Here is a 22,632-nt window from a genome sequence, read left to right as displayed (position 1 = left end):
TCCACGACCCGCGAAAAACACCATGACACTGCCTGCCTTCCTCCGCCTCGGCCTGGCCTGCGCCGGCCTGGCCTTCGCCTGCGCCGCACCGGCGCAGGTGCCCACGGGCAAGGGCCCGCTGCGCCTCGTCGTCGGCTATCCGGCCGGCGGCTCTGCCGACGTGCAGGCGCGCACGCTGGCCGACAAGCTGGCGGCCGACCTCGGCGTGGCCGTGGTGGTGGAGAACCGCACGGGCGCCGGCGGCCAGATCGCGGCCGACTATGTGCGCGGTACCGCACCCGACGGCCTGACGGTGCTGCTGGCCAACATGCACATGATGGTGATGCTGCCGCTGACCTCGCGCTCGGTGCGCTACGACCCCGTCAAGGACTTCGCCGCCGTCGGTCGCATCGCCACCTTCTACGAAGGCCTGGCCGTGCCCGCGGCCCTGCCGGCCAAGGACGTGCGCGAATGGCTGGCCCTGGCACGCACCGACGCCTCGCGCGGCAGCTACGGCGTGCCGGCGCCGGGCAGCGTCTCGCAGTTCATCGGCCTCCGCCTGGGCAGCGAGGCCGGCGTCAAGCTCACCGCCGTGCCCTACCGCGGCGCCGCGCCGCTGGTGCAGGACCTGCTGGGCAACCAGGTGGCGGCCGGCATCACGCCCATCGCCGATCTGGTGCAGTACCAGCAGGCCGGCAAGATCAGGATCCTGGCGGTCAACGGCGCCCAGCGCGCGGCCCAGCTGCCGGACGTGCCCACGCTCAAGGAGCTGGGCCAGCCGCATTTCGACAACCTCGAATGGACCGGCCTGTTCGTGCCGGCCGCCACCCCCGCCGCCACGGTCGCCCAGCTGCATGCCGCCCTCGGCAAGGCGCTGGCGCAGCCGGACGTGAAGGAGCGGCTGGCCAAGCTCAGCAGCGACGCCAACCCGAGCACGCCCGAGGCCCTGACGCGCCTGATCGCCGAGGACCTGCAGCGCTGGGGGCCCGTCATCAAGGCCTCGGGCTTCTCCACCGAATGACGGCGGCGATCCCGCCCCACCGTGCGCTGGCGCTGCCGGGTGTCCATGGCTACACGGGCGCCAAGACCGTGCATGCCGGCGAGGCCATCGACCTCCACCTGAGCGTGGACCGGCCCTGCCGGCTGGGCATCTACCGCCTGGGCGACGATCCCGAGGACCGCGCCAGCGATCGCCTGGTGGCCGACCTGGGCAGGGTGCAGCCGCACATCCAGCCGATTCATCCCGGCTCCTATGTCCATGTGCCACGTGGGCTGCCGGCCGGCATCGCCCTGCCGGGCCTCAGCCTGGAGTGCTGGGTGATGCCCTGGCGCGTGGACGGTCCGCGCCAGGCGCTGATCACGCAGTGCGATGACCCGGCACAGGGCGGCTTCGGCCTCTTCATCGCATCGGACGGTGCGCTGGGCCTGGACCTGGCCGATGCCGGAGCGCCGTCGGCCGGCGCTGTCCCGACCCATCGCTGGACCGCCGGCCGGCTGAAGGCCCGCGCCTGGCAGCATGTGGCCGCGACCTGGGACGGCCGCACGTCGGCGCTGTGGATCGACGGCATCTGCGTCGGACGCCAGGCCTGGACCGGTCCGCTTCGTCCCGGCGCCGCGCCGTTGCGGCTGGGCGCTTGCGGCGACGGTGGCGTGGCGCAGGCCTTTGCCGATGTCGACCTCGCCCTGCCGGCCATCCACGAATGCGCGCTGCCGGCCGAGGCGCTGGCGCAGCGCGTGACCGACCGCGGCCGGCATCTGCCCGCCCATCCCGCCCTGCGCGCCTGCTGGCCGCTGCGCGAGGGACGGGGCGAGGCGGTCGCCGATGCCAGCGGCCATCAGCGCAACGGCCGCATCGTCAACCACGGCACCTGGATGATCCGCGGCCCCGGCTTCGACGAGGCCGTGGCTGCCCGTGACGGCGACCCCTTCGCCACTGCCGGGCAGTGCCACGGCCTGCGGCTGGCGGCCGACGACCTCTACGACTGCCGATGGGCCATCACCCATCGCGTGACGCTGCCGGTGAACGCGCAGCCCGGCCTGCATGTGGCGCGGCTGGGCTTCGAGCTGGACGGGCGCGAGGCGGTGTACGACATCACCTTCCTGGTCAGGCGTCCGGCCGGTGCCGCGGCGGCGCCGCTGCTGGTGCTGTGCGCCATGAGCAGCTGGCTGGCCTATGCCGCGACGCCCTTCGCACGCAACACCGTGGACGACCCGGTCTGGCCGCGCCGATCCACCGGCCTGCCCAACAGCCATCCCGATGCGCCGGCCTACTGCAGCTACACCTTCCACCGCGCAGGCCAGCCCAGCTACTTCACCGGCCTGCGCATGCCCTGGCCCAACGCCAGCCCGGCGGCGCTCTACGACCCGGCCGGCAGCGGCTTCGCCCAATGGACGCGGCTGGAGCGCCGCCTGCATGTCTGGCTGGAGAAGGAAGGCTACGACTTCGACCTGCTGGCCGATCTGGACGTGCATCGCGACCCTGCGCTGCTGGCGCACTACGGCACCGTGGTGGTCAATGGCCACAGCGAGTACTGGTCCACGCCCGTGGTCGACGCCTTCGACGCCCTGCTGCGGCGCGGCGGCAGCGCGCTCGTGCTGTCGGGCAACACCATGTACCTGCGCGTGAGCTTCGACGAGGACATGGCGGTGATGGAGCAGCGCAAGAACGAGGAGCGCGGCGCCGATCCGGCCCAGGCCGCGCTGCGCCCGCCCGCGGGTCCCTTCGGCGAGGAATTCCACAGCCAGGACTGGATGCGCGGCGGCCAGTTGCGCGGCGTGGGCCGTTCGGCCGCGAGCATCATCGGGCTGGAGACCGCGGGCTGGGGCTTTGCCGATGCCGGCGACTTCGGCGTGTACCACGTGACGGCCGCGCAGCATCCCTTCTTCGCCAATCCGCTGCCCGTCGGCCTGGCCGAGGGCGACACCTTCGGCCATGCGCCCGGTGGCGGCCTGCCGCGCGCCATCGGCCACGAATGGGACCTGACGGTGGCCAGCCTGCGGCGGATGACGGGCACTGCGCCTCCGGCGGGCGAGGCCCTGCCCGAGCCGCCCTCGGGCCTGCAGGTGATCGCGCAGGGCCGCCGCCGCGTGCCAGGCGCCCTGGACGCCTACCTGGACTGGTTCTCGCGACCCACCGAGGCGTTGGACGGCGGCCTGTCGGCCGAGATGATCGACTGGCAGCGGCCCCAGGGCGGGCGGGTCTTCCATGCCGGCGCGGTCGGCGCGGCCTGGGTCGTGGGGCACGATCCAGCCTTCGACCGGCTGCTGCGCAACGTGCTGCACCACTTCGACGTGCCTGCACCGCATGGCAGGCGCCCACCCGGCGGCCCGACCGGCTGATCGCACGCGCGGTGGCAGCCGGACCATCGCGTCGGCATCGCTCGATTCAAGCGGCGATCACCTCGGCATCCGCCACCGCCGCATGCAGCCGCGCCACGGCATCGGCGCGCCGCGTGAGCACGGCGCGTTGGTTGAGGTAGCCCTTGTCGGTGATCTCGCCGTGGTCGGCATCGGGGGGCGTGCCCAGCACCAGTGCGCGGGTGGGGCAGCGGGCCGAGCCCAGCCCGGAGGCCATGCGCTGGCGCATCGCGGCCTGCAAGGCCTCGCGCAGCTTCGCCGGTTCGGCGGCGCCCTGCGGACTGGGAAAGACCAGCAGGCCCACGGCCTCGCGGTCATGGCCGGTGAGCACCAGGTCCTGCACCCAGGGCGCGAGCTGCGACACCAGCTCGATGCGCAGCGGACCGACCGACACCCAGGTGCCGCTGCCGAGCTTGAAGTCCTCGGCCACGCGGCCGTCGAAGACGATGCCGCGCTCGGGCCGCGCCGCATCCACCAGGTAGCCCGCATCGCCGATGCGGTAGTAGCCCTCGGCGTCGAAGGCGGCGGCCGTCTCGCGCGGCTGGTGCCGGTAGCCGGGGGTCACCGTCACGCCCTTGATGCGCATCTCCAGCTTGCCGCCGTTGGGCACGAAGCGCACCTCCATGCCGGGCAGCGGATTGCCGATGCAGCCGGCGCCGTCGAGCGCCCAGTGGGCCGAGGTGATGGCCGGCGAGGTCTCGGTGCAGCCCCAGGAGGTGGTGAGCCACAGCGGCCGGCCCGGCCGCACGCGCTCGGCCAGCGCCTGCAGCCGCTGCCAGGTGGCGGGCGACAGCGCGGCCGCCGCGTAGAACGCCAGCCGCAGCCGCGAGAGGATGTCCGCGGCCAGCGCGGCGTCGGCCTCCATCAGCGGCAGCAGCATGTCGAAGCCGCGCGGCACGTTGAACCACAGCGTGGGCCGCACCTCGCGCAGGTTGCGTGCCGTCTTCTCGACCAGACCCGGCGCTGGCCGGCCCTCGTCGATGTACAGCGCGCCGCCACGGGCCAGCACCATGTTGAGGTTGTGGTTGGCGCCGAAGGTGTGGCTCCAGGGCAGCCAGTCCACGAGCACCGGCGGCTCCTGGGTCAGGAAGCGCCAGGTCTGGGCCATCATCTGCTGGTTGGCGCACAGCATGCGGTGGGTGTTGATCACCGCCTTGGGATGGCCGGTGGAGCCCGAGGTCAGCAGGTACTTGGCGTGCGTTTCGGGGCCGACGGCCTCGAAGGCGGCCCGTACGGCGGGCGTCTCGGGCGTGGCGCACAGCGCGTCGAAGTCCAGCGCGCCGGGCCAGGCACCGGCATGGGCGCTGAACACGCAGGGCACGTCGAGGTCGCAGGCGGCGATGGCGGGGCCGTAGACCTGCGCATCCGAGGCGTAGATCAGCGCGGGCCTCAGCAGCCGCAGCATGCCGGCCAGGCGCGTGTGGTCCTGCGTGAGGCGCGAATAGGCGCTGGACAGCGAGCAGCTGGGCCGGCCGATGTGCATGGCCGCCAGCATCATCACCGCATGGTCGACGCTGTTGTCCGACAGGATCACCACCGGTGCATCCTCGGGCAGCCGCAGATCGAGCAGCGCCTGGGCCATGCGTCCGACCTGCGCGCGCAGCTGTGCGTAGCTGACGCGCCGCCAGTCGGCGCCATCCGGCGTGCGCTCGGCCAGCGCCAGGGCATCGGGCGTGCGCTCGGCCCACTGTTCCAGCCACTCGCCCACGCAGCGGGCATAGGGTTGCAGGGCGACGGGCGATCGCAGCGAGAAGCTGCCGTCGTCGAAGTCGATGCGCACGGCGCGCGGCGGTGCGACCTGGGCCGGATCGGCAAGAAAGTCGATGGGGGACATGGATGTCTCTCTAAAGGGCGGACGCAGTCAGGGCAGGGTGCCGTCCCCGGCCTTGGCGCGCATCAGGTCGATCAGCAGGTCGTCGCGGCTGCGGGCCAGTGCGTCCTCGCGGCGTTCGCCGAGGGCCTCGGCCACGCCCTGCACCACGCGGGCCTTCAGCGCGGGCGTCATCGCCGGCTGGCCCAGGTCGCGCCACCAGCTCTCGATGGGCCCGCCCAGGTGCGCCAGCAGATGCTCCATGCCACCTTCGCCACCCGACAGGTGGAGGTTCATGAACGGCCCCATGACTGCCCAGCGCAGGCCCGGGCCATGGGCGATGGCGGTGTCGATGTCGGCCACGCTGGCCACGCCCTGGTCGACCAGGTGGAAGGCTTCGCGCCACAGCGCGGCCTGCAGCCGGTTGGCGATGTGGCCCAGCACCTCGCGCCGCACATGGATGGGCCGCTTGCCCAGCGCCGCGTAGAAGGCCATGGCCCGTTCGATGGACTCGGGCGCCGTGGCCTCGCCACCGCCCACCTCCACCAGCGGGATCAGGTGCGGCGGGTTGAAGGGATGGCCCAGCACCACGCGCTGGGGCGCATCGCAGCGCACCTGCATGCCGCTGACCGGCAGGCCCGAGCTGCTGCTGGCCAGCAGCACCTGCGGCGGCGTGGCGGCGTCCATGCGGGCATAGAGCTCGGCCTTGAAGTCGGCGCGCTCGGGACCGCTTTCCTGCACGAAGTCGCAACCTTCCAGCGCCCGCTCCAGCGAGTCGTCGAAGTGCAGCCGGGCGGGCGATGCGCCTTCGGCCAAACCCATGCGCTGCAGCGTGGGCCAGTGGCGATCAACCGCGGCGCGCAGCCGGTCCTCGGCCCCGGGCGCGGGATCGGTGGCCGACACGTCCAGCCCGCGCGCCAGGAAGAAGGCCGCCCAGCTGGCGCCGATCACGCCGGTGCCGACGATGCCGACGCGGCGCACGTACACGTGCCCGTTCATGACGCCTTCCAGCGTGCGCAGCGGCTTTCGGCGCGCGTGGTCCAGGCGGCCTCGCCGCGGATGGCCTCGACCACCTTGTAGTAGTCCCAGGGCTCCTTCGACTCCGCGGGCGTCTTCACCTGCATCAGGTGCATGTCGTGCACCATCAGGCCGTCGTCGCGCAGCCAGCCGCCCTGCACGAACATGTCGTCGAACTTGGTCTTCTTCAGCTGGGCCATCACCTTCTCGCCATCGTCGCTGCCGGCCGCCTGCACGGCCTTGAAGTACTGCAGCGCGGCTGAATAGTCGCCGGCATGGAAGGAGGTGGGCATGCGCTTGTGCTTGTCGAAGAAGCGCCGCGCCCAGGCCCGCGATTCGGGGCTCTGGTTCCAGTACCAGCTGTCGGTCAAAAACATGCCCTGCGCCGTCTTCAGGCCCAGCGCATGCACGTCCTGGATGGTGATGATCATGCCGGCCAGCTTCATCTTCTGCGCCAGGCCGAACTCGGCCGCGGACTTGATGGCGTTGACCGTGTCGCCGCCCGCGTTGGCCAGCGCCAGCACGTCGGGCCTGGCGCTGGTGGCCTGCAGCATGTACGACGAGAAGTCGCTCGCGCCCAGCGGATGCTTGACCGCGCCGGCCACCGTGCCGCCGCTGGCTTCCACCACCTTGCTCGCATCGGTCTGCAGCGCATTGCCGAAGGCATAGTCGGCCGTCACGAAGAACCAGCGCTTGCCGCCGCCCTTGACCACCGCACTGGCCGTGCCGCGGGCCATGGCCACCGTGTCGTAGGCATACATGACGGTGAAGGGCGAGCAGTGCTCGTTGGTCAGGCTGGAGGCGCCGGAGCCGACGACGAAGTAGGGCTTCTTCTTGTCGCGCGCCACGCCGGCCATGGCGATGGCGGCGCCGGAGTTCACGCCGCCGATCAGCATGTCCACCTTGTCCACGTCGAACCACTCGCGGGCTTTGGCGGCGGCGATGTCGGGCTTGTTCTGGTGGTCGGCCGTGAGCAGCTCGATCTTCTTGCCGGCGATGCTGCCGCCCATGTCGGCGATGGCCATGCGGATGGCCTCGGCGCCGGCCGGGCCGTCGTAGTCACGGTACACGCCGGACATGTCGCTGATGAAGCCGATGCGGACGGTGTCGTCCGAGATCTGGGCCGAGGCGCCGGTCGCGCAGGCGAGCGCGGCCGCCGCGGCCAGCAGCGCGCGGGTAAAGGTCATCGGTGGTCTCCTCGTGGTGGTCGGAATCAGGCGGCTGCGCCGGCGAGTGCCCGCGGCGCGAACTCGGGCCGCGGGCTGCCGGTGCGCGGCAGCCCCATGAGCTGGCGGGCTTCGTCGGGGGTGGCCGGTTCCATGTCCAGCTCGCGGATCAGCCGCACGATGCGCTCGGTGAGCTGCACGTTGGTGGCCAGCTCGCCCTGGCGGTAGTAGAGGTTGTCCTCCAGGCCCACGCGGGCATGGCCGCCCAGCAGCAATGCGGCCACGTTGGCCTCCAGCTGCGAGGGGCCGATGCCGCTGACGCAGAACAGACTGTTGCGCGGCAGCACGTCCACCATCTGCTGCAGGTAGCGCGGCGAGAAGGGCATCGCGTTCTGGAAGTTGCGGTGCACGTTCATCACCAGGTTGATGAAGTGCGGCGCCTCGTCGTGGCCTTCCTCGATCAGCGTGGTCACGTCCTGCAGGATGTGCGTGTGCGCGAAGACTTCCCACTCGGGCTTGATGCCGCGCGCCTTCATGCCTGCGGCCAGTTCGCGGCCCTTGGACAGCGGCGTGTCCATCAGGATCTCGCGGCCGCCGAAGCTGAGGTTGAGCGTGGTGGCGTCCAGCGTGCACATCTCGGCGCCGGCGTCCATGCCCTTGATGCGCTCCTCCCACGCGATCTCCCAGCGGTCGCCGGGCAGCGGCCGGATCATGTCGCCATGCACGCCACCGCCCGTGGAGTTGTTCAGCACGATGTCGCAGCCCGCGTCGCGGATGCGCCGGTTGATGTCGCGGTAGATGGCGGGGTTGCAGGTGGCGCCGTCGTCGGGCCGCCGTGCATGGATGGCGACCACGCTGGCGCCGGCGTTCCAGCAGCGCAGCACGTCGGCGGCGATCTCGTCGGGTTGCGTCGGCAGATGGGGGCTCTGCGACTTATGGGCCATGCCGCCGGTGGGGGCGATGGTGACGATGACCTTGCGCTTGCTCATCGTGTCTCCTGATGTGTTCGTGGTAGGCGCGGCTATTATTTTTTTGGGGCCCCGCGCACTCAGTCGTTGCGATGACATTTGCGCTCGGGGTTAGTACCGGCCTTGCGTCGTGCCACGGCGGGCGCCATCGATTTCCAGGAGACCACCATCCGCCACCGTCCCGCGCCCGTGCGCAGAAGCCTCGACGACCTGCTGGCCCACAGCGCCTGGTACCCGGCATTGCCCGAGGCGACGCGGTCGCACGTGCGAGAGCGGATGCGCGAGGCCGAGGTGCCGGCGGGCACCGCGCTGTGCCGCATGGGCGATGCGCCGCTGCACTGGTATGGCGCCATCGAGGGCCTGCTGAAGTGGTCGGTGGGCAGTGCCGACGGTCGCTCGGTCACGCTCGGCGGCCTGTCGGTGGGCAGCTGGTTCGGCGAGGGCACGGTGCTGCGCGGCGCCGCCCGCACGGCCGACGTGATCGCGCTGCGCGACAGCCGCGTGGCGCTGATGCCGGCCGAGGTCTTCGACTGGTTGCGCAGCCACGAGCCCGGCTTCGCCGACTACCTGCTGCGCCAGATCAACGAGCGCATGCACTGGTTCCTGGGCAACTTCGCCGCCCACCACCTGCTGGACACCGACAGCAACGTGGCGCGGGCGCTGGTGGGGCTGTTCCATCCGTGGCTGCATCCGGGCAGCGACCCGCACCTGCAGGTCACGCAGGAGGAGATCGCGCACCTCTCGGGCGTGTCGCGTCAGCGCTGCAACGCCGCGCTCAAGCGCCTGGCCACCGACGGGCTGGTCGAGCTGGAGTACGGCGGCATCACGGTGGTCGACCTGGCCGGGCTGCGCGCCCGGGTGCCCGGCGCCTGAGCGCCGACGGGCGGCGCGCTAAACGCCCAGCCGCTGTGCCAGTGCGTCGGGCTGCGCCAGCAACTCGGCCGAGGCGCCGGCCAGCACGATGCGGCCCTTCTCCATCACCACCGCCTGGTCGGTGTGGTGCAGCACTTTGTGCCAGTCGCGGTCCACGATCAGCGTGGCGATGCCGCTGGCACGGATCTCGGCGATCACGCGCCAGATCTCGGCCACGATCAGCGGCGCCAGGCCCTCTGTGGCCTCGTCCAGGATCATGAGGCGCGGATTGGTCATCAGCGCGCGGCCGATGGAGAGCATCTGCTGCTCGCCGCCCGACAGCTGCTGGCCGCCGTGCGACAGCCGCTCCGACAGCCGCGGGAAGGTGGCCATCACCCGCTCGAAGGTCCAGGCGCGGCTGCCGTCGATGCCGGGCCGCGCGGCCATCACCAGGTTCTCGCGCACCGACAGGTTGGGGAAGATGCCGCGGCCTTCGGGCACGTAGCCGATGCCCAGCCGCGCCATCTTCTCGGGCGCCCAGCCGGTCACGTCGCGGCCATCGGCCAGCACCTGGCCGGAGGCGGGTCGCACATAGCCCATCAGGCTGCGGATCAGCGTGGTCTTGCCCATGCCGTTGCGGCCCAGCAGGCCCACGGCACAGGCGGCGGGCACCTGCGCATCGACGCCGCGCAGGATGTGGCTGTCGCCGTAGTAGGTGTGGAGGTCGCGGATGGAGAGCATGGAAGGCGGCTTCGCTTCAGGTTTGCGCAACGCAGCGCGGCACTTGCATCGCTTGGGATCGGCGCGGCGACGAGGATCGAGTGGCCGCGGAGCAGGCCAAGCCAGGGCACCCGCGGAACCGGCTTTGCCGGGCCGGGGGGTGCGCCCCCCTCCAAGCCGAAGGCGCCAGAGAGGGGGGAGCCGCGAAGCGGCATGGGGGGTGCTTCATCTCAATGTTCATCGCCAAGATAGGCGGCGCGCACGTCGGGATTGGTGCGGATGGCCTCGGGCGTGCCGGTGGCGATAACGGCGCCGTTGACCATCACCGTGATGCGGTCGGCCACGCGGAAGACGGCGTCCATGTCGTGCTCCACCAGCAGGATGGCGTGGCGGGCCTTGAGCCGCTGCAGCAGCGCGAGCATGCGGTCGGTCTCCTCGGCGCCCATGCCGGCCAGCGGCTCGTCCAGCAGCAGCACGCGTGGGCGCGTGGCCAGGCACATGGCGACCTCCAGCTGGCGCTTGGCACCGTGGCTCAGCGTGCCGGCGATGCGGTGCGCTTCGGTGCTCAGGCCCGCGGCCTCCAGGGCCTCGCGCGCGGCGGCATTGCTCGCCTGGCAGCGTGCCGACGATTCCCAGAAGGCCCAAGCCCGCGGCGTCGCCGCTTGCGCAGCCAGGCGGCAGTTCTCCAGCACGGTGAACTCGCCGAAGATGGTGGTGCGCTGGTAGCTGCGGCCCACGCCGCCCAGCGCGCGGCGCGGCTGGGGCAGGGCGGTGATGTCGCGGCCATCGAGCGTGATGCGGCCGGCCGAGGCCTCGATCTCGCCCGAGAGCATGTTGATCAGCGTGGACTTGCCGGCACCGTTGGTGCCGATCACCGCATGCACCTCGCCCACGTGCAGGTCGAGCGAAACCTCGCTCACCGCCACGAGGCCGCCGAAGCGGCGCGTCAGGCCCTGCACGCCCAGCAGAGCCCCAGTGGATGCAACGGCGTTCATCGTGCCGCTCCCTTGCTGGCGCCCAGCGGCGACAGCCGCTCCCGCAGGCCGATCAGGCCCTTGGGCAGCAGCGCCACGAAGACGATGATGACCAGCCCCAGGCTCAGCTGCCAGTGATCGGCCAGCGGGCCCACGAGGCCGTGGGTGGAGAGCACTTCCTTCAGCAGGGTGAAGGCCACCGCCCCCAGCACCGCGCCGCGCAGGTGGCCGAGGCCGCCGAGGATGATCATCAGCAGCACCTCGCCCGAGTTGTGCCAGGCCATCAGCTCGGGGTTGACCACGCCGTCGCGCGCCGCCACCAGAAAGCCCGCCAGCCCGGCCAGCGCGCCCGCGATGACGAAGGCCGCCAGCTTGTAGGCATAGGTGGGAAAGCCCACCGCACGCATGCGCTGCTCGCTCACGCGGATGCCCGCCAGCGCGGCCCCGAAGCGCGAGCGGCGGATCAGCGCCAGCAGGCCGTAGGTGCCCGCCAGCGCGGCCAGCACCACATAGAACAGCACCAGGCGGTTCTCCATGTCCAGCACACCGATGGCTGGGCGGATGTAGAGGTAGATGCCGTCGCTGCCGCCGCCCACCGGCGTGTCGTGGAAGACGAAGAAGGCCATCTGCGCGAAGGCCAGCGTGACCATGATGAAGTAGACGCCTCGCGTGCGCAGGCTCAAGGCGCCCACCACCAGCGCATAGAGCGCCGCGCCGCCCATGGCCAGCACCAGCAGCACCAGCAGGTTGCCGCCGTCCTTGCCCGAGGCCAGCACGGTGATGTACGCGCCGATGCCGTAGAAGGCCGCATGGCCCAGGCTCACCAGCCCGGTCATGCCCACCAGCAGTTCGAGGCTGAGCGCGAAGATGGCAAGGATCATCACCTTCACCACCAGGTCGGCCGCATAGCCGCCCAGCAGCGGCCCGGCGATGGCCAGGATCACGGCGGCGGCCAGCGGCAGCAGTGCGCCCTGCGGCAGGCCGCCGGTGCGGGTTGGGGTGGAGGAGGGCAAGGGTGGGGTCATCGCGGAAGACGTGGAGGTGTTCATGCGCGCTTGCCCATCAAACCCTCGGGGCGCCAGATCAGGATGATGGCCATGAGGAGGTAGATGCCGATGCCGCTCAGCTCGGCGAAGAAGACCTTGCCGAAGGTGTCGACGAAGCCGACCAGCAGCGAGGCCACGAGCGCGCCGGTAATGGATCCGATGCCGCCGATCACCACCACCACGAAGCAGATGATGAGCACGCTGGCGCCCATGTTGGGATAGACCGAGGACATGGGCGCCGCGATCATTCCGGCCAGGGCCGCCAGCGCCACACCGGCTGCGAAGACGATGCGGTAGAGCTTGCGGATGTCGATGCCCAAGCCGCGCACCATGTCGCGGTTGCTGGCGCCGGCGCGGATCATCATGCCCAGACGGGTGCGGTTGACGACGGCATACATGGCCACGGCCAGCACGATGCAGGCCACCGAGGCGAAGATGCGGTACCAGGGGTAGCTCATCACGTCGCCCAGCGCGAAGCTGCCCGCCAGCCAGCCCGGCAGCGGCACGCCGTGCACGTCGTTGCCCACCAGGATCGAGCGCAGCTCCTCGAACACCAGGATCAAGCCATAGGTCATCAGCACCTGCTGCAGGTGGTCGCGCTGGTAGAGGTAGCTGAAGAAGGCCCATTCCAGCGCATAGCCCAGCGCCGCCGCCAGCAGCACGCCGGCCACCAGCATCAGCAGGAAGCTGTCGCCGAATAGCGGCGCCAGCGAGAAGGCCATGTACGCGCCGATCATGTAGAAGCTGCCGTGCGCGAGGTTGATGACGCCCATGATCCCGAAGATCAGCGTCAGGCCCGAGGCAAGCAGAAACAGCAGCAGCCCGTACTGCACCGAGTTCAGGCATTGGACGAGGAAGGTCGAGAGATCCAAGGTCGGCCTCGCGGGCAATGAGAAGTGGAGAAGGCGCCGGCTTCAGCGGAGGCAAGGCGCCAGATATCGGAAGGCCGCGGAGCAGGCCAAGCCAGGAACCGCCGCGGAACCGGCTTTGCCGGGCCGCAGGCGGTGCCCCCGCGAGGGGGTTGCCGAAGCGGACGCAGTCCGCGCAGGCTGGGGGCGGTCTCTTACATCCGGCATCCACGCCCAGGGTCTGCCAGGCCCTTGATCGCCACATTCACCATCTTGTTCTCCTTGCCCTCCACCTTGCGCAGATAGATGTCCTGCACCGGGTTGTGCGACTTGCCGACGGTGAAGGCACCGCGCGGGCTGTCGATCTTCGCCTTCTCGACCGCGGCGGCGAATTCGGCCTTCTTGCTGGCGTCGCCCTTGGTCGCGGCCAGGCCCACGCCCAGCATCTGCGCGGCGTCGTAGCCCTGCACGGCGTACACGTCGGGCTGCAGCTTGAAGGTCTTGGCGTAGGCGGTGCGGAAGGCGTTGTCCTTGGGCGTGTTGAGGCCGTCGGCATAGTGCAGCGTGGTCAGCATGCCGGCGGCGGCATCGCCCTGGGCGTCCAGCGTGCCGTCGGTCAGGAAGCCGGGGCCGTACAGCGGGATCGTCTTGTTCAGGCCGGCGGCTGCATAGTCCTTCACCAGCTTGACGGCACCGCCGCCGGCCATGAAGGAATACACCGCGTCGGGCTTGGCCGCCGCGATCTCGGTCAGCAGCGCTTGGAACTCCACGTTGGGGAAGGGCAGCGTCAGCTGCTTGACCACCTTGCCGCCGCCCTTCTCGAAGCCTTCCTTGAAGCCGGCCGTCGACTCGTCGCCGGCCGCGTACTTCCAGGTCAGGGTGACGGCGGTCTTCTTGCCTTCCTTGGCTGCGACCACGCCCATGGCATAGGCCGGCTGCCAGTTGCTGAAGCTGCTGCGGAAGATGTTGGGTGCGCACATGGGGCCGGTCACCGCATCGGCGCCGGCGTTGGGCACGATCAGGATCGTGCCGCTTTCCTTCGCCGCCTTGGCCATGGCCATGGCCACGCCGGAGTGGACGGTGCCGATGATCACGTCGACGTTGTCGCGCTTAATCAGCTTGTTGACGTTGTCGGTGGCCTTGGCCGGGTCGGACTCGTCGTCCACCTTGAAGTACTCGATCTCGCGGCCGCCGAGCTTGCCGCCCTGCTCGTCCACGTAGAGCTTGAAGCCGTTCTCGATGGCCACGCCCAGCGCGCTGTAGGTGCCGCTGAAGGGCAGCATCAGGCCGACCTTGAGCTTGCCGGTGCCTTGGGCCGACGCGGTGACGGCCAGGCCGGCCAGGGCAAAGGCGGCGAGGGTGTTGCGGGGGAAGCGGATGGGCATGCGTCTGTCTCCTGGATTGTCGTGAAATTACTTTACAACTAAAGTAATGTGGGCGGCTTCGGTGTTTACCTGGGCGCGCGGGCAGCTGCCCCGCGCAAGGAAGGCGCGAGCATGCGGCCTGTGGCCTCGATCACCTGCTCGGGTTGATCCCTATGGGGCGAGTGGCCGCAGCCGGGCACCGGCAGCAGCTGGGTGCCGGGCACGCGCGCCGCGATGCCCTCGATCTGCGCCAGCGTGCCGTATTCGTCGTCCAGGCCCTGGATGGCGAGCACCGGGCAGCGGATGCCTTCGATGTCTGCCTCGATGTTCCAGGCGCGGAAGGCGGGCGCGAGCCAGATGTCGTTCCAGCCGCGGAAGGCCGAGTCCACGTCGTCGTGGTAGCGGGCCAGGCGCGCGCGCAGGTCCGCATGCTCGTAGGCCTGGCGGGCGAGTTCGATGTTGTGCACCGTCACGTCTTCCACGAAGAGGTGCGGCGCCAGCAGCACCAGCCCGGCGACGGCCTGCGGATGACGGGCGGCGAAGAGCAGGGCGATGGAGCCGCCGTCGCTGTGCCCGAAGAGCCACACGGGCGTGTCGATGCCCAGCGCTGCGAGGAAGGCCGGCAGCACCTCGTGGGCCTGGCGGTGCATGAAGTCCACGTCCCAGCGCTCTTCGGCCGGCCGCGGCGTGGAGCGTCCGTAGCCGGGCCGCGAGTAGACCAGGCCGCGTACGCCGAGCGTCTGGCACAGACGATCGGGAAAGTCCTTCCACATCGCCACCGAGCCCAGGCCTTCGTGCAGGAAGACGACGAGAGGCGCCGCCTCCGCACCGGGCGGCACGATGAGGCGGTGCTCGATGCGCACCGACCTGCCGCGCCAGTCGATGTCGGCGAAGTCGACGGTGCTCATGGTCTTGCTCCTTCCCCCGCTGGGGGAAGGTGGGGATGGGGGCCCGTGCGGACGCAAGGGGCGCTGCCGGCCCCCACCCCAGCCCTCCCCCAGCGGGGGAGGGAGCAAGACAGCGCGCCTGCTCTCGGTAGCGCGTGATCGTGCATGGCCATTCGACTCATGCCTGCTCCCGCTCTCGCAGCCGGAAGCGCTGAATCTTGCCGGTGGCGGTCTTGGGAAGCTCGTCGATGAACTCGATCAGCCGCGGGTACTTGTAGGGCGCGAGCCGGTCCTTCACGAAGGCCTTGAGTTCGGCATCGGTGGCGGGCTGGCCGGGCTTGAGCACCACGTAGGCCTTGGTCTTGGTGAGGCCCTCGGCATCGGCCACGCCGATGACGGCGGCCTCCAGCACGGCCGGGTGCTGCACCAGCGTCGCCTCGACCTCGAAGGGCGAGACATAGATGCCGCTGACCTTGAGCATGTCGTCGCTGCGGCCGGCGTAGGTGTAGTAGCCCTCGGCATCGCGCACGTACTTGTCGCCGGACTTGGTCCAGCCGCCCAGGAAGGTCTCGCGCGTCTTCTCGCGGTTGCCCCAGTACATCAGCGCGCTGCTGGGGCCGCGGATGTAGAGGTCGCCCACCTCGCCGTCGGGCACGGGGCGGCCGTCCTCGCCGCGCAGCTCCACCTCGTAGCCCTCGACCGGACGGCCGGTGCTGCCGTAGCGCACGTCGCCCGGCCGGTTGGAGAGGAAGACGTGCAGCATCTCGGTGGAGCCGATGCCGTCGATGATGTCGCAGCCGAAGTGCGCCTTGAAGCGCTGGGCGATGTCCGCCGGCAGCGCCTCGCCGGCCGAGGAGCCCATGCGCAGCGCGACCTGATCGCGCGCCGGCAGCAGCGGCGAGGCCAGCATGCCGGCATAGCCCGTCGGCGCGCCAAAGAAGACCGTGGGCTTGTGCTCGGCCTGCGTCCAGCGCTTGAAGGTGGCCTCGGGCGTGGGCCGCTCGGCCATCAGCACCACGCTGGCGCCCACCGACAGCGGGAAGGTCAGCGCATTGCCCAGGCCGTAAGCGAAGTAGAGCTTGGCGGCCGAGAAGCACACGTCCTGCTCGGTCAGCTGCAGCACGGCCTTGCCATAGAGCTCGGCCGTCCACCACAGGTTGCCGTGGGTGTGGACGGTTCCCTTGGGCTTGCCGGTGGAGCCGGAAGAATAGAGCCAGAAGCCCGGGTCGTCGGGCGTGGTGGACGCGGGGGCGGACCGTGGCTCGACGGCGGCGATGGCGTCTTCCAGCGCCTGCATGCCGCGCGGCAAGGCGGCAGTGGGCTGGGCCACGATCACCGACTGCAGCTCGTGCGTGCCCTTTTCCATCGCGCTCTGCAGCAACGGCAACAGCGCGCCGCCCACCAGCGCGGCCTGGGCGCGGCTGTGCTCGAGCATGTAGGCATAGTCGTCGGCCGTCAGCAGGGTGTTGACGGCCACCGGCACCACACCCGCGTAGAGGCTGCCCAGGAAGCACACGGGCCAGTCCTGCGTGTCGTGCATCAGCAGCAGCACGCGCTCCTCGCGCCGCACACCGGCGGCGGTGAGGGCCGCCGCCAGGCGGCGGGCGCGGTCCTCCAGCTCGCCATAACTGAGCACGCCGCGGTCGTCGATGTAGGCGGCCTTGGCGGCGCGGCCGCGGTTGAGGGCGAACAGGTGTTCGGCGAAGTTGAAGCGGGCGGGCAGGCTCATCGTTGTCTCCTAGTCACTCCCTGGGGCTCTTTTTTCTTGTCAGGCGCGCGTCACGGCACCAGCGCATCCAGCACCGCAGGGCTGGCCTGCACCGCCGCACGGCGGTGGTAGAAGTCCAGCGCCCGCAGGCCGCCCAGCTCGGCGCCGCCACCGGCGCGGCCCGGGCCGCCGTGCAGCGACATGGGCATCACGTTGCCGTGGCCGGTGTGGGCCTGCGCCACCTCGGGCGTCACCGCATGCACGCGGCCGTGGCTGGCCGCCAGCGCGAGGGCGGCGCGGCCGATCTCGGCCGGATCGCTGCCGTAGACCGAGGCCACCAGCGAGCCCAGCCCGCGCGCGGCCAGGGCCAGCGCATGCGGCAGGTCGCGGTAGGGCAGCAGCGTGGACACCGGGCCGAACACTTCCACGTCGTGCACCACGCCCGCGCCGTCGGCATCGCGCGCACCCAGCAGCACCGGGCCGATGCAGGCGGCGACAGCCGGGTCGCAATCCACCAGCGCCGTGCGGCGGCCGTCGTGCAGCACCTCGGCCGCGGCCTCCAGCTGCTGCAGACCCTGCTGGACGGAGGCCAACTGCTCGCGGCTGACCAGCGAACCCATGCGCACCGACTCGTTGCGCGGATTGCCCACGCTCACCTTGGCCAGTCGGGCGGACACGGCCTCGGCCACCGGTGAATACAGCGCCTCGGGCACCAGCACGCGGCGGATGGCGGTGCATTTCTGACCGGACTTGACCGTCATCTCGCGCACCACCTCCTTGACCAGCAGCTCGAACACCGCATCGCCCGGCGCGGCGCCGGGCAGAAGCAGGGCGCTGTTCAGGCTGTCGGCCTCGATGTTGGCGCGCACCGAATGGCGGGCCACGGCCGCATGGCCGCGGATCAGCGCCGCGGTGTCGGCCGAGCCGGTGAAGGAGACCAGGTCGAAGGGCGTCAGCGCATCCATCAGCCCGGCCGAGCTGCCGCACACCACGGACAGCGCGCCCGGCGGCAGCACGCCGGCCTCGATCACGTCGCGCACCATGCGCTGCGTCAGCCAGGCGGTGGCCGTGGCAGGCTTGACGATCACCGGCACGCCCGAGAGCAGGGCCGGCGCGGCCTTCTCCCACAGGCCCCAGGCCGGGAAGTTGAAGGCATTGATGAACAGCGCCACGCCCTGCACCGGTACCTGCACGTGCTGCGACTGGAAGAGGGGCTCGCGCCCCAGCCGCACCGGTTCGCCGTCCTTCAGGGCATGCGCGTCGCCCAGCGACTCGCCCCACTTGGCGTACTGGCCCAGCGTGAAGATGCCGCCGTCGATGTCCACCGCCGAGTCGTTCTTCACCGTGCCGGAGTTGGCGGTGGCGATCTCGTAATAGGCGTCGCGGTTGGCCTGGAGGACCTTCACTATGGCGGCCAGCAGGCCGGCGCGCTCGCGGTAGCTCAGCGCCCGCAGGGCACCGCCGCCGGCCTGGCGCGCGAAGGCGAAGGCGGCGGGCAGGTCCAGGCCGGTGGCGTCCACGCGCACGAGGCCGGTGCCCAGCACCGGATCGAGGAGCGGTGTGCCGGCGCCGGTGCCCGCCTGCCAGCGGCCGGCGACGTGGTTCTGGAGGAGTTCGAGGCTCATGGCTCAGGCGCCTTTGGTGAATTCGATGCGCCCTTCGGGCAGCAGGTAGAGCACCAGCGCGCGGCCGTCGCTCACGGTGGGCCGGTGCGCGCTGCCCGGCGGATAGACGCACCAGCCGGCGGGCCGGCCGTCGAAGGCGGCGCGGCTGTCGGCCAGCGGCATGATCAGGTCGATCTCACCGTGGGGGTGGACATGGTGCGGACCGGCAATGTCCTGCATGTCGACCACGTCAACCGAGAAGCGATGCAGGGCGTCCTCGGCTTTGAAGACGCGGCCGTAGCGGATGCCGCCGCCCTCGCGCTCGCACAGCCAGCCCTCGGCCACGCCCGCTTCGCAGCTGGCCTTGAGCTGGGCGTAGGTGGCGCTGCCCGCGCCGTGTTCGGCGTTGAGCCAGGCGTCCAGCGCGGCATCGAGTGGCCGGCCGGCGATCTGGGCCGTCAGTGCGGCCACTTGGGCATGGAAGGCTTCCTTGGACATCGTGGGTCTCGCTGGCGGAATGCTTGTCTCTCTGCGGGTTGACGCCAGTGCTTGCCGGCGTCGTTGATGTGCAGTATCTTGCTTGCGTACGAACCATAGAAGCGCGCCTGATGCATGTCAAGCAACATAGTGCATGTTGGGTGTTATCCCTAGGTTCGGCGAAGACGGAAAGGCCGGCGATGAATCCGCCGACGCGAGGGCCAGTGGCGCCTCGCGACAATGGCGTTGTGAAGGACGATGCAATGAGCGAACCCGAGAGCGCGCTGCTCCCCCGCGTGGCGGAGGCAGGCGCGCATCCGCCGGAGGCGGCCAACACCGCGGCGGGCGGCGAGAACCGCCATCCGCTGCTGGCGGCCGTGGGTGAGCGCGCCCGCAGCCTGCGCGCGCGCCGCGGCCTGACGCGCAAAGCAGTGGCTCAGGCAGCCGACGTGTCGGAGCGCCACCTGGCCAACCTCGAATACGGCATGGGCAACGTGTCGATCCTGGTGCTGCAGCAGGTGGCCGGCGCGCTGCAGTGCTCCATGGCCGAGCTGCTGGGCGACGCGACCACCAGCTCGCCCGAATGGCTGCTGATCCGCGAACTGCTGGAGAACCGCAGCGAGGCCGACCTGCGGCGCGCGCGCATGGCGCTGGGGGAGCTGCTGGGCACGGCGGGCATCGACCCCGCCCGCAAGCGCCGCTTCGCGCTGGTGGGCCTGCGCGGCGCGGGCAAGTCCACATTGGGCCAGATGTTGGCCGAGGACCTGGGGCTGCCCTTCATCGAGCTCAGCCGCGAGATCGAGAAATTTGCCGGCTGCAGCGTGCGCGAGATCCACGACCTGTACGGCACCAACGCGTACCGCCGCTACGAGCGCCGCGCATTGGAAGAGACGGTGCAGATCTACGGCGAGGTGGTCATCGCCACGCCGGGCGGCATCGTCTCCGACCCGGCCACCTTCAACGAACTGCTGGCCCACTGCACCACCGTGTGGCTGCAGGCGCGGCCCGAGGAGCACATGGGCCGCGTCATCGCCCAGGGCGACATGCGCCCCATGGCCGCCAGCCGCGAGGCCATGGACGACCTCAAGCGCATCCTCGACGGCCGCGCGGCCTTCTATTCCAAGGCCGACCTCACGGTCGACACCGGCGGCACCACGCTGCAGCAGGCCTTCGAGGCGCTGCGGGCGGCGGTGCAGAAGGTGATGGCGGAGCCGGTGGGCGGCTGACGAGCTGCGGGCACAGCGTCCTGCCTGTCCCGCGCCGTTCAGGGGGCGAACACTTCCTGCAGCGTTGCCAGCGTCTTGGCGAGGGTCTTCGCGGACAGCGCGCCCATCTTGCGGACCAGGCGGACCTTGTCCACCGTGCGAAGCTGGTCCAGCAGGATCAGGCCTTCGGTGCCCGCGTGCGTCACGGGGATGCGGAAGGGCGCGGCAAAGCCCTTGGACGTCATCGGCGCCACGATCACGGTGCGCAGGTGATCGTTCAGCTCGGCCGGCGAGACGATGACGCACGGCCGGGACTTCTGGATCTCGCTGCCCACTGTGGGGTCGAGGTTGACCAACCAGATTTCTCCGCGCTTCACCAGGCCAGGTCCTCGTCGCCTTCGTTGCCGAATTCGCCCATGACCAGCGCATCGCCGCCCTGGGTGTTCACGCGGGCTGCGGCATCCGCCCAGCCTTCCCGGACGCGGGGGGCGGCTTTGCGCAGCAGGATGACGCCGTTCTCGACAAGCAATTCGGCGTCAGTGACGTCCTCCAGACCGGCCTGAGCCAGCACAGTCTTGGGAAGCACGACACCCTTGCTGTTGCCGATGGCGCGAATGGTGACGGCGATAGCGGGCATAGTAATAACAATGTTATTACGTCCAGCGCCGGCCTGTCCAGAGCCCCTTGCAACAACGTCATCTGGCCTTGCTGCCGTTCGCCCTGAGCTCGTCGAAGATGGCTCGGCGCGCAGGCGAAGGAAGTGCCTCGGATCACGTCGCGGCCCTGGTTGCTCCCTCGGGATTCCCCCAGCCCGAAACCCGGCAGGCCTTCTCCGCCTTGACTTGACGCGCCCGTAAACATGCATGATGATGCATGTCATCGACGAAGCAACATGCAAATTGCTTCCGGTTGACCCACCCAGGAGACACCCCATGAGCGAGAGCGCAGTAGCAGCAAGCAGCACCTCGGCGGCCCAGGCGCCCGTCGACTACCGTACGGACCCCAGCCAGTACAAGCATTGGACGCTCAGCACCGACGGCGCCATCGCCCGGCTGGTGCTGGACATTGCCGAGGACGGCGGCCTGCGCCCCGGCTACAAGCTCAAGCTCAACAGTTACGACCTGGGCGTGGACATCGAGTTGCACGACGCACTCAACCGCATCCGCTTCGAGCACCCCGAGGTGCGCTCGGTCATCGTCACCAGCGCCCGTGACCGCATCTTCTGCTCGGGTGCCAACATCTTCATGCTGGGCCTCTCCAGCCATGCCTGGAAGGTGAACTTCTGCAAGTTCACCAACGAGACGCGCAACGGCATCGAGGACTCGTCCAAGCACTCCGGCCTCAAGTTCCTGGCCGCCGTCAACGGCGCCTGCGCCGGCGGCGGCTACGAGCTGGCCCTGGCCTGCGACGAGATCATGCTGGTGGACGACCGCTCCTCGGCCGTCAGCCTGCCCGAGGTGCCGCTGCTGGGCGTGCTGCCCGGCACCGGTGGCCTGACCCGCGTGACCGACAAGCGCCATGTGCGCCACGACCTGGCCGACATCTTCTGCACCAGCGTCGAAGGCGTGCGTGGCCAGCGCGCCGTGGACTGGCGCTTGGTCGATGCCGTGGCCAAGCCGGCGCAGTTCGGCGCGGCCGTGCAGGAGCGCGCCATGAAGCTGGCCGAAGGCAGCACCCGCCCCGCCAGCGCCCGCGGCATCGCGCTGCCGCGCCTGCAGCGCGAGGAATCGGCCGACAGCGTGCGCTACTCCCATGTCGAGGTCTCGGTGGACCGCACCAAGCGCACCGCCACGCTCACGCTCAAGGCCCCGCAGTCCGCGCTGCCCGCCGACATCGCGGCCATCGAGGCGGCCGGCGCCGGCTGGTGGCCGCTGGCCCTGGCCCGCGAGCTGGACGACGCCATCCTGCACCTGCGCACCAACGAGCCCGACATCGGCACCTGGCTGCTCAAGACCCGCGGCGAGGCCGAGGCCGTGCTGGCCGCCGACCGCCAGCTGCTGGCGCACCAGGACCACTGGCTGGCGCGCGAGACGCTGGGCGCGCTGCGCCGTACCTTCGCGCGGCTGGATGTGTCCTCGCGCACCCTGTTCGCCGTGGTGGACGAAGGTTCCTGCTTCGCCGGCCTGTTCGCCGAGCTGGCCTTCGCCGCCGACCGCAGCTACATGCTGGCCCTGCCCGACGCGCCCGAGAAGGCGCCGAAGCTGGTGCTGGACGAACTCAACTTCGGTCTGCTGCCCCTGGTCAACGACCAGAGCCGCCTGCAGCGCCGCTTCTACGAAGAGTCCGGCCCGATGGAGGCCGTCCGCGCGGCCGCCGGCCGTCGGCTCGATGCCGACGAGGCGATGACGCTCGGCCTGGTCACCGCTGCGCCCGACGACATCGACTGGGAGGACGAACTGCGCATCGCGCTGGAAGAGCGCGCCGCCATGTCGCCCGACGCCCTGACCGGCCTGGAGGCCAACCTGCGCTTTGCCAGCCAGGAGAACATGCTGACCCGCATCTTCGGGCGGCTGTCGGCCTGGCAGAACTGGATCTTCCAGCGCCCGAACGCCGTCGGCGAGGCAGGCGCCTTGAAGGTCTACGGCACCGGCCAGAAGGCGGGCTTCGACATGAAGCGCGTCTGACGCCCAGGCTCTCCCATCCATTTCTC

General features: G+C 70.5%; 20 protein-coding genes. 5 read left to right on the top strand and 15 right to left on the bottom strand.

All coding sequences use genetic code 11. The annotated features are described in order from the left end of the window. Nucleotides 1-22 precede the first annotated feature (22 nt). Entirely contained in the window at nucleotides 23-1,000 is a 978-nt protein-coding gene (locus KBC94_RS02865; protein ID WP_294366141.1) for a tripartite tricarboxylate transporter substrate-binding protein, read from the top strand. Further along, complete coding sequence (locus KBC94_RS02860; protein ID WP_294366139.1) at nucleotides 997-3,318, top strand: N,N-dimethylformamidase beta subunit family domain-containing protein; 2,322 nt, start codon at nucleotides 997-999, stop codon at nucleotides 3,316-3,318. Before KBC94_RS02865 ends, KBC94_RS02860 begins: the two co-directional genes overlap by 4 nt. A 46-nt stretch (nucleotides 3,319-3,364) precedes the next feature. Here KBC94_RS02860 and KBC94_RS02855 read toward each other — a convergent pair whose 3' ends face one another. The 4 genes from KBC94_RS02855 to KBC94_RS02840 are packed head-to-tail and all read right to left on the bottom strand — an operon-like array spanning nucleotide 3,365 to nucleotide 8,318. After that, nucleotides 3,365-5,170: a feruloyl-CoA synthase gene (locus tag KBC94_RS02855; RefSeq protein ID WP_294366137.1), complete on the bottom strand. Its 1,806-nt coding sequence runs from the start codon at nucleotides 5,168-5,170 to the stop codon at nucleotides 3,365-3,367. A 27-nt stretch (nucleotides 5,171-5,197) separates the two neighbouring features. Beyond that, entirely contained in the window at nucleotides 5,198-6,145 is a 948-nt protein-coding gene (locus tag KBC94_RS02850; RefSeq protein WP_294366135.1) for a 3-hydroxyacyl-CoA dehydrogenase NAD-binding domain-containing protein, read from the bottom strand. Further along, on the bottom strand, nucleotides 6,142-7,350 hold the full coding sequence (locus KBC94_RS02845) for an ABC transporter substrate-binding protein (RefSeq protein WP_294366134.1): 1,209 nt from the start codon (nucleotides 7,348-7,350) through the stop codon (nucleotides 6,142-6,144). The genes KBC94_RS02850 and KBC94_RS02845 overlap by 4 nt, the downstream gene beginning before the upstream one ends. A 26-nt stretch (nucleotides 7,351-7,376) precedes the next feature. Next, nucleotides 7,377-8,318: a 3-keto-5-aminohexanoate cleavage protein gene (locus KBC94_RS02840; RefSeq protein ID WP_294366132.1), complete on the bottom strand. Its 942-nt coding sequence runs from the start codon at nucleotides 8,316-8,318 to the stop codon at nucleotides 7,377-7,379. Nucleotides 8,319-8,486: 168 nt separating this feature from the next. On the opposite strand from KBC94_RS02840, the gene KBC94_RS02835 reads away from it, so the two are divergent. Beyond that, nucleotides 8,487-9,170, top strand: coding sequence for a Crp/Fnr family transcriptional regulator (locus KBC94_RS02835; RefSeq protein WP_294366129.1), 684 nt, complete (start codon nucleotides 8,487-8,489; stop codon nucleotides 9,168-9,170). An 18-nt stretch (nucleotides 9,171-9,188) separates the two neighbouring features. On the opposite strand, the gene KBC94_RS02830 is transcribed toward KBC94_RS02835, so the two are convergent. The 9 genes from KBC94_RS02830 to KBC94_RS02790 form a co-directional block, all read right to left on the bottom strand. Further along, nucleotides 9,189-9,890 carry an ABC transporter ATP-binding protein gene (locus KBC94_RS02830; protein ID WP_294366128.1) on the bottom strand — a complete coding sequence of 234 codons (702 nt, stop codon included), beginning with the start codon at nucleotides 9,888-9,890 and terminating at the stop codon, nucleotides 9,189-9,191. 209 nt (nucleotides 9,891-10,099) lie between these two features. Next, complete coding sequence (locus KBC94_RS02825) at nucleotides 10,100-10,864, bottom strand: ABC transporter ATP-binding protein (protein WP_294366126.1); 765 nt, start codon at nucleotides 10,862-10,864, stop codon at nucleotides 10,100-10,102. Further along, nucleotides 10,861-11,868: a branched-chain amino acid ABC transporter permease gene (locus KBC94_RS02820; protein ID WP_294366124.1), complete on the bottom strand. Its 1,008-nt coding sequence runs from the start codon at nucleotides 11,866-11,868 to the stop codon at nucleotides 10,861-10,863. Before KBC94_RS02820 ends, KBC94_RS02825 begins: the two co-directional genes overlap by 4 nt. Before the next feature lie 20 nt (nucleotides 11,869-11,888). Further along, on the bottom strand, nucleotides 11,889-12,761 hold the full coding sequence (locus KBC94_RS02815) for a branched-chain amino acid ABC transporter permease (RefSeq protein ID WP_294366123.1): 873 nt from the start codon (nucleotides 12,759-12,761) through the stop codon (nucleotides 11,889-11,891). Between the two features lie 191 nt (nucleotides 12,762-12,952). Continuing rightward, nucleotides 12,953-14,122, bottom strand: coding sequence for an ABC transporter substrate-binding protein (locus tag KBC94_RS02810; RefSeq protein WP_294366122.1), 1,170 nt, complete (start codon nucleotides 14,120-14,122; stop codon nucleotides 12,953-12,955). A 65-nt stretch (nucleotides 14,123-14,187) separates the two neighbouring features. Then, nucleotides 14,188-15,009: an alpha/beta hydrolase gene (locus tag KBC94_RS02805; protein WP_294366121.1), complete on the bottom strand. Its 822-nt coding sequence runs from the start codon at nucleotides 15,007-15,009 to the stop codon at nucleotides 14,188-14,190. A 157-nt stretch (nucleotides 15,010-15,166) separates the two neighbouring features. Further along, nucleotides 15,167-16,717, bottom strand: coding sequence for a benzoate-CoA ligase family protein (locus KBC94_RS02800; protein ID WP_294366118.1), 1,551 nt, complete (start codon nucleotides 16,715-16,717; stop codon nucleotides 15,167-15,169). Nucleotides 16,718-16,767: 50 nt separating this feature from the next. Further along, nucleotides 16,768-18,321, bottom strand: a complete 1,554-nt coding sequence (locus KBC94_RS02795; protein WP_294366116.1) for a 3,4-dehydroadipyl-CoA semialdehyde dehydrogenase — start codon at nucleotides 18,319-18,321, stop codon at nucleotides 16,768-16,770. A 3-nt stretch (nucleotides 18,322-18,324) separates the two neighbouring features. Next, the gene (locus tag KBC94_RS02790; RefSeq protein ID WP_294366114.1) at nucleotides 18,325-18,798 is read right to left on the bottom strand and encodes a DUF4863 family protein; all 474 of its coding nucleotides are present in this window, start codon (nucleotides 18,796-18,798) and stop codon (nucleotides 18,325-18,327) included. Nucleotides 18,799-19,040: 242 nt separating this feature from the next. Between KBC94_RS02790 and KBC94_RS02785 the strand changes: the two genes are divergently transcribed. Then, nucleotides 19,041-20,003, top strand: coding sequence for a helix-turn-helix transcriptional regulator (locus KBC94_RS02785; RefSeq protein ID WP_294366112.1), 963 nt, complete (start codon nucleotides 19,041-19,043; stop codon nucleotides 20,001-20,003). Between the two features lie 38 nt (nucleotides 20,004-20,041). Here the strand turns inward: KBC94_RS02785 and KBC94_RS02780 are convergent, their stop codons facing one another. Both KBC94_RS02780 and KBC94_RS02775 read right to left on the bottom strand, forming a co-directional pair. After that, nucleotides 20,042-20,362 (bottom strand): type II toxin-antitoxin system PemK/MazF family toxin, encoded by a 321-nt coding sequence (locus KBC94_RS02780; protein WP_294366767.1) that lies wholly within the window; start codon nucleotides 20,360-20,362, stop codon nucleotides 20,042-20,044. After that, the gene (locus KBC94_RS02775; protein ID WP_294366766.1) at nucleotides 20,356-20,610 is read right to left on the bottom strand and encodes an AbrB/MazE/SpoVT family DNA-binding domain-containing protein; all 255 of its coding nucleotides are present in this window, start codon (nucleotides 20,608-20,610) and stop codon (nucleotides 20,356-20,358) included. Before KBC94_RS02775 ends, KBC94_RS02780 begins: the two co-directional genes overlap by 7 nt. Nucleotides 20,611-20,914: 304 nt before the next feature. On the opposite strand from KBC94_RS02775, the gene boxC reads away from it, so the two are divergent. After that, the gene (gene boxC / locus KBC94_RS02770) at nucleotides 20,915-22,606 is read left to right on the top strand and encodes a 2,3-epoxybenzoyl-CoA dihydrolase (protein ID WP_294366110.1); all 1,692 of its coding nucleotides are present in this window, start codon (nucleotides 20,915-20,917) and stop codon (nucleotides 22,604-22,606) included. The last annotated feature ends 26 nt before the right edge of the window (nucleotides 22,607-22,632 follow it).

Source organism: Pseudacidovorax sp. (genome assembly GCF_017991995.1).
Classification (GTDB): Bacteria; Pseudomonadota; Gammaproteobacteria; order Burkholderiales; family Burkholderiaceae_C; genus Xenophilus.
This window is presented reverse-complemented; position numbering and strand designations above follow the sequence as displayed.